15 protein-coding genes are annotated in these 15,269 nt (G+C 66.4%); 11 read left to right on the forward strand and 4 right to left on the reverse strand.

Annotated features, from left to right (window positions below; all coding sequences use genetic code 11):
- Window positions 1-224: 224 nt before the first annotated feature.
- Window positions 225-440 carry a DUF1127 domain-containing protein gene (locus tag GV832_RS14035; protein WP_168775508.1) on the reverse strand — a complete coding sequence of 72 codons (216 nt, stop codon included), beginning with the start codon at window positions 438-440 and terminating at the stop codon, window positions 225-227.
- Between the two features lie 271 nt (window positions 441-711).
- Here GV832_RS14035 and GV832_RS14040 point away from each other — a divergent pair, with 271 nt between their 5' ends.
- The 8 genes from GV832_RS14040 (at window position 712) to mraY (ending at window position 10,314) form a co-directional block, all read left to right on the forward strand.
- A complete protein-coding gene (locus GV832_RS14040; RefSeq protein ID WP_168775509.1) occupies window positions 712-1,785 on the forward strand; it encodes an Mrp/NBP35 family ATP-binding protein in 1,074 nt (357 codons plus the stop codon).
- Between the two features lie 869 nt (window positions 1,786-2,654).
- On the forward strand, window positions 2,655-3,209 hold the full coding sequence (locus tag GV832_RS14045; protein ID WP_168775510.1) for a division/cell wall cluster transcriptional repressor MraZ: 555 nt from the start codon (window positions 2,655-2,657) through the stop codon (window positions 3,207-3,209).
- Between the two features lie 6 nt (window positions 3,210-3,215).
- Window positions 3,216-4,208, forward strand: coding sequence for a 16S rRNA (cytosine(1402)-N(4))-methyltransferase RsmH (rsmH, locus tag GV832_RS14050; protein ID WP_168775511.1), 993 nt, complete (start codon window positions 3,216-3,218; stop codon window positions 4,206-4,208).
- Between the two features lies 1 nt (window position 4,209).
- On the forward strand, window positions 4,210-4,560 hold the full coding sequence (gene ftsL / locus GV832_RS14055; protein WP_168775512.1) for a cell division protein FtsL: 351 nt from the start codon (window positions 4,210-4,212) through the stop codon (window positions 4,558-4,560).
- Window positions 4,557-6,359 carry a peptidoglycan D,D-transpeptidase FtsI family protein gene (locus tag GV832_RS14060; RefSeq protein WP_168775513.1) on the forward strand — a complete coding sequence of 601 codons (1,803 nt, stop codon included), beginning with the start codon at window positions 4,557-4,559 and terminating at the stop codon, window positions 6,357-6,359. Before ftsL ends, GV832_RS14060 begins: the two co-directional genes overlap by 4 nt.
- Window positions 6,356-7,798, forward strand: a complete 1,443-nt coding sequence (locus GV832_RS14065; protein WP_168775514.1) for a UDP-N-acetylmuramoyl-L-alanyl-D-glutamate--2,6-diaminopimelate ligase — start codon at window positions 6,356-6,358, stop codon at window positions 7,796-7,798. Before GV832_RS14060 ends, GV832_RS14065 begins: the two co-directional genes overlap by 4 nt.
- Entirely contained in the window at window positions 7,795-9,231 is a 1,437-nt protein-coding gene (locus GV832_RS14070; protein ID WP_168775515.1) for a UDP-N-acetylmuramoyl-tripeptide--D-alanyl-D-alanine ligase, read from the forward strand. The genes GV832_RS14065 and GV832_RS14070 overlap by 4 nt, the downstream gene beginning before the upstream one ends.
- Window positions 9,232-10,314 carry a phospho-N-acetylmuramoyl-pentapeptide-transferase gene (gene mraY, locus GV832_RS14075; RefSeq protein ID WP_168775516.1) on the forward strand — a complete coding sequence of 361 codons (1,083 nt, stop codon included), beginning with the start codon at window positions 9,232-9,234 and terminating at the stop codon, window positions 10,312-10,314.
- A 124-nt stretch (window positions 10,315-10,438) separates the two neighbouring features.
- Here the strand turns inward: mraY and GV832_RS14080 are convergent, their stop codons facing one another.
- From GV832_RS14080 to GV832_RS14090, 3 genes are read right to left on the reverse strand one after another with little or no spacing between them, the layout of a single operon-like run.
- A complete protein-coding gene (locus GV832_RS14080; RefSeq protein ID WP_168775517.1) occupies window positions 10,439-10,867 on the reverse strand; it encodes a VOC family protein in 429 nt (142 codons plus the stop codon).
- Between the two features lie 56 nt (window positions 10,868-10,923).
- Window positions 10,924-12,234, reverse strand: a complete 1,311-nt coding sequence (locus GV832_RS14085) for a tetratricopeptide repeat protein (RefSeq protein WP_168775518.1) — start codon at window positions 12,232-12,234, stop codon at window positions 10,924-10,926.
- Window positions 12,234-13,286 carry a hypothetical protein gene (locus tag GV832_RS14090; RefSeq protein WP_168775519.1) on the reverse strand — a complete coding sequence of 351 codons (1,053 nt, stop codon included), beginning with the start codon at window positions 13,284-13,286 and terminating at the stop codon, window positions 12,234-12,236. Before GV832_RS14090 ends, GV832_RS14085 begins: the two co-directional genes overlap by 1 nt.
- A 188-nt stretch (window positions 13,287-13,474) precedes the next feature.
- Here GV832_RS14090 and thyX point away from each other — a divergent pair, with 188 nt between their 5' ends.
- The 3 genes from thyX to GV832_RS14105 form a co-directional block, all read left to right on the forward strand.
- Window positions 13,475-14,380 carry an FAD-dependent thymidylate synthase gene (gene thyX / locus GV832_RS14095; protein ID WP_168775520.1) on the forward strand — a complete coding sequence of 302 codons (906 nt, stop codon included), beginning with the start codon at window positions 13,475-13,477 and terminating at the stop codon, window positions 14,378-14,380.
- A complete protein-coding gene (locus tag GV832_RS14100; protein WP_168775521.1) occupies window positions 14,377-15,105 on the forward strand; it encodes a hypothetical protein in 729 nt (242 codons plus the stop codon). The genes thyX and GV832_RS14100 overlap by 4 nt, the downstream gene beginning before the upstream one ends.
- Before the next feature lie 42 nt (window positions 15,106-15,147).
- The coding region (locus tag GV832_RS14105; protein WP_168775522.1) for a transposase at window positions 15,148-15,269 on the forward strand (122 nt) is incomplete at its 3' end.

Consider the following 15,269-nt stretch of genomic DNA (forward strand, 5'->3'; position numbering starts at 1 on the left):
CCCCCGGGAGGAGGTGGGGTCGCCGCCGATCCGGGGCCCGAGGGAGGAGGAGGGGCCACAGGAACTCTGGAGCCGAAGCTCCGAAATGGGGGGCGGCAACCCTGGGAGGAGGAGGGGGTTGCCGCCAGTTCGAGACCCGAGGGAGGAGGAGTGGGTCGTCGAAGTCTGAACCTTACGGTCCGTATTGTTTCTGCACCGTTAACGGCCAGGCCGTCTCGGGCAGGTCAGTTGCGGTAGGCCGCCTCGCGGGCCACGCTGTCGATGTTGCTGCGCGACAGGCCAAGGTCGGCCAGGTCGCGGTCCGAGAGGGCGCTCAGCTCTTCGACCGTGCGGGCATAGATCCTGCGACGTTCGATCATCTCTTGCGCCACTTTCAGAAGGGCGCTGAAGCGATCAGAAAAGCTCACGGACACGGAGCGGGTCGAATTCACATAAGCCATGTTCAGCCTCACAGTTTTCTCTTTGGCGCCGGCCCTTCCCTGGATCGTCCAAGGTTCTCCGTCGCTGTTAGGGCAAACATGGGGCATTTGCTGCAACTGCACAATCCGCCCCTGCCTCAATGCCGCCATGCAGCATGCGCATGGCTAGGCTTAACAAAAAGTTCATATTAATCATGTTGATCGCTGAATCTTTGAGCAATTGGTCAAGCGGTGCTTGCCCTTTGCCCGCAAAGGTTCCACCCTGCTTGCGAACTGGGCAGCGGAGAAAGAAATGAGCCTCTCACGCGAGGATGTGATGGCGGTGCTGGCAGGGATCAAGACGCCCACGGGCGGGTCCCTTGTCAGCGAGGACTTGATTCGGGCGCTGGCGATCGAGAGCGGAAATGTCCGTTTCGTGATCGAAGCGGCCTCGCCCGACCAGGCGCGGGCTTTGGCGCCCGCCCAAGGCGCGGCCGAGGCGGCCTTGAAGGCGGCCGGAGCCGCCAGCGTGTCCATCGTCATGACCGCGCATGAGAACGCCAAGTCAGCCGGGGCCCGGCCCAAGCTGACCATCGGCGGCCATCCGACGCCGCACCAGGGCGGGCCGCAAAAGGTCTCGGGCATCGACCGGATCATCGCGGTGGGTTCGGGCAAGGGCGGGGTGGGGAAATCCACCGTCGCCTCGAATCTCGCCGTGGCCTTGGCGCGGCAGGGCAGGCGGGTCGGGCTTCTGGACGCCGATATATATGGCCCCTCGCAGCCGCGCATGATGGGGGTGTCCAAGCGCCCCGCCTCGCCCGATGGCAAGCTGATCGAGCCCTTGCACGCCCATGGCGTCACGGTCATGTCCATCGGCCTGATGCTGAAGGAGGACGAGGCGGTGATCTGGCGCGGCCCCATGCTGATGGGCGCGCTGCAGCAGCTTTTGACCCAGGTGATGTGGGGGCGGCTTGACGTTCTGGTCATCGACCTGCCGCCGGGGACGGGCGATGTGCAGCTTTCGCTGGCGCAGCGCACCCAGCTGACCGGGGCCATCGTGGTCTCCACCCCCCAGGACGTGGCGCTTCTGGATGCCAAGAAGGCGCTCGACATGTTCGCCAAGCTCAAGGTCCCGGTCCTGGGCCTGATCGAGAACATGTCGACCTATATCTGCCCGAATTGCGGCCATGAGGCGCATATCTTCGGCCATGGCGGTGTGGCGGTCGAGGCCGCGCGGCTGCAGCTCCCCTACCTGGGCGAGTTGCCCCTGAACCTCGAGGTCCGCCTCGCGGGCGACGACGGCACCCCGATTGCCGCGACCGACAGCCCCCTGGCCGAGCCCTATCTGCGCCTCGCGCAACGCCTGATCGACGGCGGCATGGGCTGAGACCGCCTGTCCCATGGGGCTGACAGGTTGCAAACGGGCAAAGCCCGATTGCAACCTGTCAGCGGGGGGTGCGGGGGGCTCCGCCCCCCGCACCCCCCGCCCCCCCCTCCCGGAGAGGGCAAGGGCGCAAGCCCGCAGGCCGCTCCGGGACAGCGCTCTCTGTCCATGAAGGCGCAGAGGGGGCTGCTCCTTCCCTCTGCCACCCGGGTGAAGACCGCCCTCCCGGGCATGGTCTCCGGGAAATCACCCCGCTCCCGGGAAATCCCCCCTCGGACAGCTGTTCCGACACCGGGATCGCCGCTCTTCCCGGGATCACGCCCCCTCACCCGGGGGTGATTCGCCGTGTTTCCCCCGGGATTTCCCGGGAAATCCCCATCTCCATCCCGTTTTTGCCCAAAACCCGGGCGCCCTTGGTCCTGGCCGGGAATTCGCGGGATATCCACATCTAGTGGGTCCCACCGCCTCCCCCCTCTACCTGTGCCCCGCCGGACCCCAACATCTTGTCCCGCACCCCGGTCCAACCCCAAAGGTGGGGCCAATTCCCGAGAAAAGGCTTGAAGTGGGGCGCTATCCCGGGCATAAAGATCACACAGACCGAGCAGCACTGAAGCGGATCACAAATCCGACGATAACAAGAACCCGAGGCAGGTTTCATCAGGCTTCCAGGTCGACGACGACAACGAAGAACAAAATCGAATCCGGCGCGCGGCGCGAGCAGACATCACCCCCAAGATGGTGTCGCGCAGCTGGACGCCCAGCGATGGGACAGCGGCGGATCGAGCAGAGGCAGCAGCTCGGTCCGCCTTTTTATTTTCCGGCCCCCAGGTCCTTGAAAGGGCGCAAGGGCCAAAGCGGGAGGCGCGTCCCAGGTGGCGGGCGAGACGTTCAGGGGCGAACACTACCTCAAGGTAGATGCCAAGGGCCGCACCATGCTGCCCTCGCCCTTCCGCGCCGTCTTCCAGGCCCAGGACAAGCCCGCAGCCTCTCCCGAACCGGCCGAAAAGCCTACGGAAAAGCCGGCCGAGGGCTACAAGATGCTCATCGTCTATGGCGGCGCCAATCGCGCCTATGTCGAGGCCTATACCCAGACCGGGGCCGCCGAACTGGACCGCCGCTTCGACCAGTTGCCCTATGGATCCGAAGAGGCCGACCTTTTCTCCGCCATCTATTACGAACAATCCGTCACGGTCGAAACCGACAAGGATGGCCGCTTTTCCCCGCCGCCCCAGGTGCGCGAGAAGCTGGGCCTTGGCCGCGACGAGGAAGAGCTCTGCTTCGTCGGCGCCCGCGACACGATCCGCATCTGGCGCGCCGAGACCTACCGCGAGCGCCGCAAGGCCGAAATCGCCGAGATGGAAAAGCGCCTCCTGGGCGAGGGGCCGCGGGCTGCCGATCCGCGCTCGCTCTTGCGCAACACGGTCTGAGGCGCCATGGACCAAACCCGCGCGCCCCATATCCCCGTTCTCTTGAAGCCGATCCTGACCCTCTGCGCCCCGATCCAGGGCCTTTGGGTCGATGGCACTTTCGGGGCAGGGGGCTATTCCCGGGGGCTGCTCGATGCGGGCGCCCGCGTGATCGGCATCGACCGCGACCCGCTCGCCCATCAGATGGCCGCGCCCTGGGCCAAGGACTATCCCGGCCTGCGCCTCGCTCTGGGCACCTTCTCGGACCTTGACGAGATCGCGGGCGAAAAAGTCGATGGCGTGGTCCTCGACCTCGGCGTCTCCTCGATGCAGATCGACCAGGCCGAGCGCGGCTTCTCCTTCCAGAAGGACGGCCCCCTCGACATGCGGATGAGCCAGGAAGGCCCCACCGCCGCCGACCTGGTGAACGAGGCTTCCGAGGACCATATCGCCGACGTGCTCTTCCACTTCGGCGAAGAGCGCGCCGCCCGCCGCATGGCCCGCGCCATCGTCGAGGCCCGCGCCAAGCAGCCCTTCACCACCACTCTGCAACTGGCCGAAGTCATCGCCCGCTGCCTGCCGCGCCCGAAACCTGGCCAAAGCCATCCCGCGACCCGCGCCTTCCAAGGGCTCCGCATCGCCGTCAACGCCGAGTTCGACCAGCTCGCCCAAGGGCTTGCGGCGGCCGAGCGCGCGTTGAAACCCGGCGGGCTCCTCGCCGTCGTGACCTTCCACTCGCTGGAAGACCGCGTGGTGAAACGCTATTTCCAGCAGGCCTCCGGTCAGGAGGGCAATGCCAACCGCTATGCCCCCATGACCGCCCAGGTCACCCCGCGCTTTACCCTCGTCACCAAGAAAGCCGTCGAGGCCGACGCGGAGGAACTCTCCCTCAACCCCCGCGCCCGCTCTGCCCGCCTGCGCATCGCGCGCCGCACCGAGGCGCCCGCCAAGGCGCCAAAGGCCGACGACATCGACCTGCCGCAAACCCCTGACAAACCCACCCGCAAGAAATCCCGGTAGAATGCGTCCGCTGCTCTATATCCTCCCCTTTTTCGCCGTCATGGGCCTGGCTTTCTGGGCCTATCACGAGAATTACGCGACCCAGGGCCAGCTGAAACAGATGGGGCGGCTGCAGGACGAGATCGGGCGGCTGCGCGATGAAATCGCCATGCAAAAGGCCGAATGGGCTTACCTCAACCGCCCCTCCCGCCTGCGCGACCTGGCCGCGATCAACTTCGACCGCCTGGGCCTCATGCCCATCGAGCCCGCGCAACTGGGCCTCGCCACCCAGGTCACCATGCCCCCGGCGGGCCCCCTGGTCGTCACCGGCACCACCATGACCTCCGCCAGCGACGAGGAGCAGATCCCGTGATCCGCACGCCGCTCCGCCCCCTCGCCCGCATCCTCGACGCCCGCGCCCGCGGCCAGAACCCCGACACGATCGAGGCCGCCAACCTCGCCGCCCGCCACGAAGAGATGAAGGACCGCGCCCGGCTCCAGGCCGAGCGCCGCCTGCGCTTTCTCGCGCTTGGCTTCATCGTCGCCTTTTCCGTCATCGCGCTCCGCATGGGCACGCTGGCCGCCACCGAGCCCTCCGAGCTTGGCACCACCTCCTCGGGCTCCGAGATCACCGCGCAGCGCGCCGATATCCTGGACCGCAAGGGCCGGATCCTGGCGACCAACATGATGACCCATTCGCTTTACGTCCAGACCGCCGACCTCGTCGATCCGGCCCGGACGGCAAGCGAACTCGCCCGAATCTTCCCCGACCTCGACGCCGAGACGATGCTGCGCCGCTTCACCGATGGCCGCAGCTTCCTTTGGGTCAAGAAGGTCCTTAGCCCCGAACAAATGCAAGAGGTCCACGAGATCGGCGATCCGGGCCTCTATTTCGGCCCGCGCGAGATGCGGCTTTATCCCAATGGCCACCTCGCCGCCCATATCCTCGGCGGCTCGGCCTTCGGCAACGAGGGCGTGGACAGCGCCGAGGTCATCGGCACGGCGGGCATCGAAAAGGCGCTGGACACGCGGCTCCGCGACCCTGCCCAGTCCAACACCCCCCTGCAGCTTTCCATCGACCTGACGCTTCAGGCCAATGTCGAAGAGGTGCTGGGCACGGCGATGAAGACCCTGAACGCCAAGGGCGCGGCGGCGATCCTGATGGACACCCATACCGGCGAGATCCTCGCCCTGGCCTCCTTGCCCGACTTCGACCCCAACGACCGCCCCGCCCCCGCCCTGACCGGAGACCCTTCGGAAAGCCCGCTCTTCAACCGTTCCGTCCAGGGCGTCTATGAACTGGGCTCGACCTTCAAGATCTTCGCCGTGGCCCAGGCCATGGACCTGGGGCTGATCAACGAAAACACGGAAATCGACACCAAGCAGCCCTTCGTCTACGACGGTTTCCGCATCAACGAATTCGACAACCACAATTACGGCCCGACCTTGCCCGCCTGGGAAGTCATCGCGGTCTCCTCCAACATCGGCTCCGCCCACCTCGGCCTGATGATCGGCGGAGAGCGCCAGCAGGCCTTCCTGCGCACCCTTGGCCTCTTGGACCCGCCCAAGGTCGAACTCGCCGAGGCCCCCGGCGCCCGCGCGCTCGTGCCCAAGAACTGGTCGGGCATCGTCACGGTGACGGCCTCCTATGGCCACGGGATTTCGACCTCGCTGATGAACCTGGCCGCCGCCTATGCGACCTTGGGCAATGGCGGGCTCAAGATCACGCCGACGCTGATCCACAGCGATACCCATACGCCCGGCCCCCGCGTGGTCTCCGAGGACACCGCCCTGGCCGCCGTCCGCATGATGCGCAAGGTGGTCACCGACGGGACCGCGACCTTCGCCGATGTGCCGGGTTACGGCGTGGCGGGCAAGACCGGGACCGCCGAAAAGCCCAAGAAGAACGGCAAGGGCTATGATGCCGACAAGGTGATCAACACCTTCGCCAGCGTCTTCCCGGCCGACAACCCGAAATATGTGCTGATCGTCACCCTGGACGAGCCCGTCGAGACCGCAGGCTCCAAGCCCCGCCGCACCGCAGGCTATACCGCCGTCCCCGTGGCCGGAGAGATCATCCGCCGCATCGGCCCCCTGGTGGGCTTGCGTCCGGACGGAGAAAACCCCATGGGAACGCTCGTTGCCTACAAGGACCCCGTGGCCCAGGAATGACCCCAGCACCTCGCCCCCTCTCCTCTTTGGGCCTCTCCGCAAGGGGAGGTCTTGATCCTGTCATCACCGGGATCACCGCCGACAGCCGGGCCGTGAAGCCCGGCTTTCTCTTCGCAGCCCTTCCCGGCGTGGCCGTCCATGGCGCGACCTATGCCATGGCGGCGTTGGAACGCGGCGCGGCGGCCGTCCTGACCGATGCCAAGGGCGCGGCGCTCTTCCAGGGCCCGACCGTCGTGGCCGAGGACCCGCGCGAGGCCCTGGCCCGCGCGGCCGCCCTCTGGTTCGGCGCCCAGCCCGCCACCATGGTCGCGGTCACGGGGACCAACGGCAAGACCTCGACCGCGACCTTCTGCCGCCAGATCTGGAACCTCCTCGGCCATGCCGCCATCAACATCGGCACCACCGGGGTCGAGGGCTCCTGGGCCGCGCCCTCGTCGCATACGACCCCCGACCCCGTGACGCTGCACGCGATGCTGGCCGCAGCCGCCGAGGCCGGCGTGACCCATGCCGCGATGGAGGCCTCCTCCCACGGCCTCGACCAGCGCCGCCTCGATGGCGTGCGGCTCAAGGCCGGGGGCTGGACCAACTTCACGCAAGACCACCTCGACTATCACAAGACCTTCGAGGCCTATTTCGCCGCCAAGGCCGCGCTCTTCACCCGGGTTCTGCCGCCCGAGGCCGTGGCCGTCCTGAACCTCGAAGACCCCGCTTTGGCCGATTTCCACCCGCCGCAAAGCCTGCTGACCGTGGGCAAGCATGAGGCCGACCTTCACATCCTGGGTCAGCGTTACGACGCCACGGGCCAGGACCTGCGGGTGAGCTTCCGCGGCGTGACCCATCAGCTCCGCCTGAACCTCATCGGCGGTTTCCAGGCCGAGAATGTCCTGATGGCCGCGGGCCTCGTCATCGCCGCCGGAGAGAAACCCGGCGATGTCTTCGCCGTCCTCCCCCAACTGACCGGCGTGCGCGGGAGGATGCAACTCGCCGCCACCCGCCGCAATGGCGCGACGGTTTTCGTCGACTACGCCCATACCCCCGACGCCATCGAGACCGCGCTTCAAGCGCTCCGCCCCCATGTCATGGGCCGCATCGTCGTGGTCTTCGGCGCGGGCGGAGACCGCGACACGACCAAGCGCCCCCTGATGGGCGCCGCCGCCGCGAAATGGGCCGATGTTGCAATAGTGACAGACGACAACCCCCGCAGCGAGGAGCCCGCCCTGATCCGTGCAGCAATTCTGCAAGCCGCCCCCGAGGCCACCGAGGTCGGAGACCGCGCTGAAGCCATCCTGCGCGGCGTCGATGCCCTCGGCCCGGGCGACGCTTTGCTCATCGCCGGCAAGGGGCACGAGACGGGCCAGGTCATCAAGGGCGACATCTATCCCTTCGACGACGTCGAACAGGCCTCGATTGCCGTAGCAGCCCTGGATGGAGTGATATGACGCTCTGGACCCATACCGATGCCGCCCTCGCCACCGGGGGCCAGGCGACCAAGCCCTGGAGCGCAACCGGCGTCTCCATCGACACCCGCACGCTGCAACCCGGCGACCTCTTCATCGCGCTGAAGGATATCCGCGACGGCCATGACTTCGTGGCGACCGCGCTCGCCAAAGGCGCCGCCGCCGCCATGGTCTCTTATATCCCCACCGGGCTCCCCCCCGACGCGCCGCTCCTCATCGTGCCGGAAGTCCTCGCAGCCCTCACCGCGCTCGGCGCCGCAGGCCGCGCGCGGTCAGACGCCCGGGTCATCGGCGTCACCGGCTCCGTCGGCAAGACCTCGACCAAGGAGATGCTGCGCGCCATCCTGCAAGGCCAGGGCCGCACCCATGCCGCCGAGGCCTCCTACAACAACCACTGGGGCGTGCCCCTCACCCTCGCCCGCCTGCCGCAAGACGCCGATTTCGCCGTCATCGAGATCGGCATGAACCACCCCGGCGAAATCGCCCCCCTCTCCCGCCTCGCCCGCCCCCATGTCGCGATGATCACCACCGTGGGCCCGGCGCATCTGGAGGCCTTCGGCTCCATCGAGGGCATCGCCGCCGAGAAGGCCGCGATATGCGAGGGGCTGGAGCCCGGCGGCACCGCCGTCCTGCCCGAGGGCCTGACCGTCACGCCGATCCTGCTTGCCGCCGCCGACGAGGCCCGGGCCCAGATCATCACCTTCGGCGCCGAAAAGGGCGCCTATATCCTCGCCTCGACCCAGCTCTGCGGCACCGCCACCATCACCCGCGCCCAGACCCCCAGCGGAGAGCGCCTCTTCAAGGTCCTCTCCCCCGGCCGTCACTTCGCGCTGAACGGGCTCGCGGCCCTGGCGGTCGCCGATGCCCTGGGGCTGGACCCGGCCATCGCCGCCGCCGACCTCGGCCGCTGGGAGCCGCCTGCGGGCCGGGGCCTCCGCGAACATATCCTCCTCGATTCGCTCGAGGACCAGGGTTTCGACCTGATCGACGACGCCTTCAACTCCAACCCCGCCTCTCTGGCCGCCGCGCTGGATGTCCTGATCGAGGCCCAGCCCCAGGACGGGCCGGGCCGCTTCTCCAAGGGCCGCCGCATCGCGATCCTGGGCGACATGCTGGAGCTCGGGCCCACCGAGCTTGACCTTCACGCGGCTGTGGCCCGCCATCCGGGCCTCGCCTCCATCGCGCAGATCCATTGCGTCGGGCCCCGCATGCGCGCGCTTCATGCCCAGCTGCCGCGCAACCAGCGCGGCGAATGGGTCGAGACTGCCGCCGAGCTTCTGCCGCGGCTGCGCGGTCTGGTCGATGCGGGCGATGTCGTTCTGGTCAAGGGGTCCAAGGGGATCAAGGTCTCGACCCTGGTTGACGGGTTCCGCAAAATGGGTCAGAGAGCCCAACCGGTTTTCGGAGGGGAATGAATGCTCTATCTCATGACGGAATTCGCCGATGGCGGCGGGCTCTTCAACCTCTTCAAATACATCACCTTCCGCGCGGGCCTGGCCTTCATGACCGCGCTTCTCTTCGGCTTCGTCTTCGGCCGGCCGCTCATCGACCTCTTGCGCCGCAAGCAGGGCAAGGGCCAGCCGATCCGCGATGACGGGCCGCAGAGCCACCTGTCCAAGGCGGGGACGCCGACCATGGGGGGGCTTCTGATCCTCTCGGCCCTGATGTTCTCGACCCTGGTCTGGGCGCGGCTCGACAATCCCTATATCTGGATCGTCATGCTGGTGACCCTGGGCTTCGGCCTGATCGGCTTTGCCGATGACTATGCCAAGGTGACCAAGCAGAACACCAAGGGCGTCTCGGGCCGGGTGCGGATGCTCCTGGGGCTTCTGATCGCGGCGCTGGCGACCTATGCGGCGGCGCGCTTCCACCCGGCGGGGCTGACGAATGAGCTTGCCCTGCCGGTGCTCAAGGATGTGCTGATCAACCTTGGGTATTTCTTCATCCCCTTCGGCATGCTGGTCATCGTGGGCTCGGCCAATGCGGTCAACCTGACCGATGGGCTGGACGGGTTGGCCATCATGCCGGTGATGATCGCGGGGGCGACCCTGGGGGTGATCTCTTACGTCGTGGGCAACTACAATTTCGCCGACTATCTCGGCGTGCATTTCGTCCCCGGCACCGGCGAGATCCTGATCTTCGCCGCCGCCCTCTTCGGCGCGGGCCTGGGCTTCCTGTGGTATAATGCGCCGCCCGCCGCGGTCTTCATGGGCGACACGGGGTCCCTGGCCCTCGGCGGCGCCTTGGGCGCCATCGCCGTCTGCATCAAGCACGAGATCGTCCTGGCCGTGGTCGGCGGCCTGTTTGTCGTCGAGGCCCTGTCGGTGATCATCCAGGTCCTCTACTACAAGCGCACCAAGAAGCGCATCTTCCTGATGGCCCCGATCCACCACCATTTCGAAAAGCGCGGCTGGGCCGAGCCGCAGATCGTCATCCGCTTCTGGATCATCTCGCTGATCCTGGCGATGATCGGCCTGGCCACGCTCAAGGTCCGCTGAAGGCCCGGGTGGCACCGCGCCGCAAGACCCGAGCCGGTTGGCCGCAGGCCAGAGGCGAGATGAAAGCAATGCGGCGCAGCCGCGCAATTTGGAGCAGGGCGGGGCCAAGGCCCCGCCCTGTCGCTTACCAGTGCCCGGTATTGCCCATCGAGGCCCAGGGTTCCGCCGGGGCGAGGCTTTCCCCCGCCTGCAAGATCTCGATCGAGACATTGTCGGGCGAGCGGACGAAGGCCATATGCCCATCGCGCGGCGGCCGGTTGATCACCACGCCGGCCGCCTGCAGCTTGGCGCAGGTCTCGTAGATATTGTCGACCTCATAGGCCAGGTGGCCGAAGTGGCGGCTGTCACTCGGCAGGCCGGTATCGCCATCCCAGTTGAAGGTCAGCTCCACCGGCGCCTCGGGCTGGCCGGGCGGGGCCATGAAAACCAGGCTGAAGCGGCCCTTGTCATTGTCATAGCGCCGGATCTCCTCCAGCCCCAGAAGCCGGTAGAATTCCATCGACTTCTCCAGGTCCAGGACCCGGACCATCGTGTGCAGATATTTCAACGCCATCGCGCAATCTCCCTTTTCTGAGCGAAACCTAGGCCGCGGCCCCGGCTTTGACCAGATCAGAAGCGCGAGCGGATCGTCAGGGCCAGGCCAAGGCTCTCGGTGTCATGGATCAGGCTGTTGGAATTGCCCCGCGCCCAGTTGACCGCAAGCACCGGGGCGAAGCCCAGCCAGGAGGCGCGGGTGATCTCGGCCTCGAGGCTGGCGCGCAGTCGCCCTTCGGTCCGTCCCGAGCGGTAATTCGCCCCGTTCACGCCCAGATGCGCGGCAAGAGCCATGCCGCCCAGGGGCCGCGCCGCCTGCCAGTCCAGCGAGAGCCCCGCCTCCTGCCGCGCCACCGTATCCTCGCCCGACCGCGCCGCCATGAGGCTGGCCCCCAGCGCCCATTGGTCGCCGCCCGGCCCGTTCAGCGCATAGGTGACCGCAATCCGCCCCTGGCTCGAGGAGGCCCCGGGCTGGTCCAGCCGCATCTCCCGCGTCAGGCTAAGGCTGAAGCTCGCCTCCCCCGGCCCGATCTCGCGCGAAAGCGTCCCCGTCAGCCCCAGCGTCGCGCTGAGATCCGCCCCGCCATACCAGTTCCGCCCGAGGTCCAGCGCCAGCTTGTCGCCGCCCCGCATCTTGCGCGCAATCCCCAGGCCCAGGTGCAGGAAATCAAGGTCTCCCTCCTGCGCGCCCAAAGCCTTGGCCTCCGCCGACAAGGCCGCACCCGAGCGCTGGAGCCCGAAGGTCAGCGCCGTCTCGCCCCCGGGGTCCGCCGCCAGCCGGTAATCGCCCTGAACCCCAAGGCTCCAGCCCAGGCCCGAAAGCGAGGTCAGACGGGCGGGCAGGGGGAAGCTCACCCCCATCAGCTCGACGCTGTCGACCTTCGCGCCGCCATTCACATTGTCCGAGGGCTGCAACGCCAGGTCGAAGCGCAGCGCCAGTGGCGTCTCGCCCCGGACATAGCGCAGATCCTGCAAAGCCTGCGCCCCCGCCGCCCCCGAGGGCGCATTCTGCACCGCCTGCCGCAGCCAATACTGCGCCCGCAGCCGGTGACCCTGCAAGGACAGCGCCTGGGCCAGGGCCGTCGCCGCCGCATAGCGCGGACCCTTGCCCTCGGCCAGGCGCCAGGCCCGCCGCGCGGCCTCGGCACTTTCCGGATAGCGCCCCTTCATCCGCAAGCCCTGCGCCCGCAGGATCAGCGCGCCCACATCGCCCGCATCGCGCCGCAGCAGCGCCTCGGCAACCCCAAGCGCCTGGTCGGCAAAGCCCCGCTGCAAGGCCGCCTCGCCAAAGGCCAAAAGCTCGGGCGCCCGCATCTGCACGGGCTCCGCCCCGGCCGAGACCCCGCCCAGGGCCAGGGCCAGGGCCAGAACCAGCCGCCGCGCCATTACTGGCGATACAGGATGAAGCCGCCCGTCTCGCGCAGGGTGACGCTGTCGATCTGCGAAGTCACGACGATGACCCCCACGACCTCGTCCGCATCATCGCCCGAAACCACGGCGTAATACTTGCCCTCTTCGAAGCCCTGCGCCCCGCCACCCTGCTTGGGGATCGTCGAGGTCAGATCGCCCTCGATCTCGCCATTGGCATCGATCACCCCGGGCCCGACCGAGAAATTCAGGATCGGCAGCTCGGCGATCGCATTGGTCGTCAGGTTGTTGTCGTCGTTGATCTGGTCGACAATCGACTGCGTGATGTCATTGCCCGCCAGGTCGAAGATCCGCCGGTTCTCGACATAGCCCGTCACCCCGCCCGCCTTGTTCACCCCGCTGGCATTGGCGTTGAAGTCGTCGAAGTCGATGGCCATGGTCATGTCGCCCACCACATAGGTCAGCTTCTCGCCATCCGCCGGAATCCCCTCGGCATCGCGCAGCGCCGTATAGGTCCCGGTGTAATTCGCCTGACCCGAGCCGGGCAGCGTCACCCCGCTGGTGCGGCTGTAGATGAAGCCGCCGAAGCCATAGGGAATATAGGCCCCGGTGCGGACGATGGCGAACTGGCTGCGGCCCGTGGTCGAAACCCCGTAAAGCGCGCGATAGCTGAACTGGTCGATCAGCGCGCCCGTCTGGGCATCGGCATAGGTCGAAGAGGCCGCATAGGCCCGGACCTCGGTCGGCAAGGCGCCATCGGCGGCTGTGGTGCGCGCATAGACATTGTCGCCGTCGAAGGCCAGGTTGTCGACCGCGAAAGTGTCATTGGCCGCATCGTAATTGATCTGGTTGTCCTGGAAGGCGAAACCATTGCCGGTCACCTCATCCGTGGTGCCCTGGCCTTCCGCCTCGCGCCGGACGATGGCCCCGCTGGCCCGGGGCGCCGTGGTCCCCGGCAAGCTCGCGACCGAGCCCGCAGCCGAGCCGCCGCCCGCCCCAGCCGCGAATGGATTGCCGTCGCACCCGGTCAGAAGAGCCAGGGCCAGAACGGAAAGACGCAGCGCCTGCATGAATGCCTCACCTTTTGTTTTGGCGCATCTTGGCGGAAATGTTGGGAAAGGTCAAAAAGCCGCTGATTTTCCGCGAAAATCACGCGCCCCTGATGCAAGCTGGCACCACCAAGCCCATGGTGGTTTTGCTTGGGCGCCCCGCAAGATATAGTCGGTGCCGACTCAACCCCCGCGAAAGGTCTCGCCCGATGTCCCTGACCCCCGAACAGCTTGCCGAGATCGAAGCCCAACGCGCCACGCCCCGCCCGACGCTGCGCGCCGTGTCCGAAGGGATGGAGGCCCGGCTCTACAAGGCGCACCAGGTCCTGGACCACGGGCTGATCCGCGTCATCGACTACATGGGCGACGATGCCGCCATCGTCCAGGCCGCCCGGGTCAGCTATGGCGCGGGGACCAAGCATGTCTCGAATGACGAGGGCCTGATCCGCTACCTGATGCGCCACTGGCACTCGACGCCGTTTGAGATGTGCGAAGTGAAGTTCCATGTGAAATTGCCGGTCTTCGTCGCCCGGCAATGGATCCGCCACCGCACCGCCAATGTGAACGAATATTCCGCGCGCTATTCGATCCTGGACCGCGAGTTCTATATTCCTCAGCCCGAACAATTGGCCGCCCAAAGCACGGTGAACAACCAGGGCCGCGGAGAGGTCCTTTCCGGCGAGGAATCCGCCCGCGTGCTGGAGATGCTGAAGCGCGATGCCGCGACCTCTTACGACCATTACGAGCAGATGCTGAGCCAGGACGGCCAACAAGGCCTCGCCCGCGAATTGGCGCGGATGAACCTGCCGATGAACATTTACACGCAATGGTATTGGAAGGTGGACCTGCACAACCTCTTCCATTTCCTGCGGCTGAGGGCAGACAGCCACGCCCAATACGAAATCCGCATCTACGCCGAGGAAATGTGCCGCATCGTCGCCGATTGGGTGCCCTTGGCGTTCAAGGCCTTCGAGGATTACCGCCTGGGCGGAGAGACCTTGAGCGGCCGGGCCGTCGCGGTCTTGAAGCGGCGGCTGGCGGGGGAAGTGGTGACCCAGGAAGAGAGCGGGATGAGCAAGGGGGAATGGCGGGAGTTTTGCGAGGTGTGGGGGTGAGCCCGTTCACTATCGAAGGCCCGGACGACGTTCCGCTTGAGTTTGCAACTTTGGAAAGTCTCACTCGGTTCGCCACCCGAGAAAAAGAGTTCTGGCAAGCCTTTTCTGGGTATGATGGCTTCGAAACTCTGGTTCACCGATCCGCCTCATTGTGGACGAACAGCGAGCTCATGTCGTCGAACGGCGATGAGGTTCAGCATGAGGAAGTCTTGCGGTCAAGCCTCGGGGAGATGTCCCGCGATGCCAAGAACGGCGTCTATATCTTCTCGGACAGCGCCTTTGCCCTCTTCCTTGCATCTGAGTTGAAGCGTGATCGCCGGGTGGCGGCCGCGATCTATCGTCAATCCTACTCGCCTGACACCCATGTTCGAACCGACCAAATCGAGCTTGCGGCCTTCTTTGCTCTGATTGCATTTCGGCGCGGTCTCGTTTCGGAGGCGCTTTACGAATCTGTAGGTGAGTTGACTGCTAGGGCTGATGACTTGCGAGCTAAGGCAAGTCATTTCGATTCAAAGAGTAGCGCCTTGTTCCGTGACTTTGATCAGGAAATAAACGGGCGCTTGGAAGCTTTTGAGGACCTCCATAGTAAAATCGAGGAGGCCCTAAATGAACGAGAGGAAGTGTACAAGAAGCGCATCGAGCGACTTTCTAGCCACTACCGCTCCAAGCTGGATGAGACTACGGCGGCGAGTACGTCAGAGGTTGACGTTGCCCCCTCCAGCTAATCCAGTTTGAGTTAGACTCTGGCCCAACCGAAAGGACCAGAGATGAAGCGCAGCAGGTTCACCGAAGACCAGATCATTGGCATTTTGAAGGAGCATGAGGCCGGTGTTTCCGTCGCCGATCTGTGCCGCAAGCACGGCGTCAGCGATGCGACCGTCTACAAGTG

It is taken from the genome of Stagnihabitans tardus (assembly GCF_009925085.1).
GTDB classification, from domain to species: Bacteria; Pseudomonadota; Alphaproteobacteria; order Rhodobacterales; family Rhodobacteraceae; genus Stagnihabitans; species Stagnihabitans tardus.

Excerpts from the sequence above, each read along its gene's own strand:
- thyX (WP_168775520.1), top strand. The coding sequence starts at position 13,475 with ATGTCCCTGACCCCCGAACAGCTTGCCGAGATCGAAGCCCAACGCGCC.
- GV832_RS14085 (WP_168775518.1), bottom strand. The coding sequence starts at position 12,234 with ATGGCGCGGCGGCTGGTTCTGGCCCTGGCCCTGGCCCTGGGCGGGGTC.
- rsmH (WP_168775511.1), top strand. The coding sequence starts at position 3,216 with ATGGACCAAACCCGCGCGCCCCATATCCCCGTTCTCTTGAAGCCGATC.
- GV832_RS14090 (WP_168775519.1), bottom strand. The coding sequence starts at position 13,286 with ATGCAGGCGCTGCGTCTTTCCGTTCTGGCCCTGGCTCTTCTGACCGGG.
- GV832_RS14035 (WP_168775508.1), bottom strand. The coding sequence starts at position 440 with ATGGCTTATGTGAATTCGACCCGCTCCGTGTCCGTGAGCTTTTCTGAT.
- GV832_RS14040 (WP_168775509.1), top strand. The coding sequence starts at position 712 with ATGAGCCTCTCACGCGAGGATGTGATGGCGGTGCTGGCAGGGATCAAG.
- mraY (WP_168775516.1), top strand. The coding sequence starts at position 9,232 with ATGCTCTATCTCATGACGGAATTCGCCGATGGCGGCGGGCTCTTCAAC.
- ftsL (WP_168775512.1), top strand. The coding sequence starts at position 4,210 with ATGCGTCCGCTGCTCTATATCCTCCCCTTTTTCGCCGTCATGGGCCTG.
- GV832_RS14070 (WP_168775515.1), top strand. The coding sequence starts at position 7,795 with ATGACGCTCTGGACCCATACCGATGCCGCCCTCGCCACCGGGGGCCAG.
- GV832_RS14065 (WP_168775514.1), top strand. The coding sequence starts at position 6,356 with ATGACCCCAGCACCTCGCCCCCTCTCCTCTTTGGGCCTCTCCGCAAGG.
- GV832_RS14080 (WP_168775517.1), bottom strand. The coding sequence starts at position 10,867 with ATGGCGTTGAAATATCTGCACACGATGGTCCGGGTCCTGGACCTGGAG.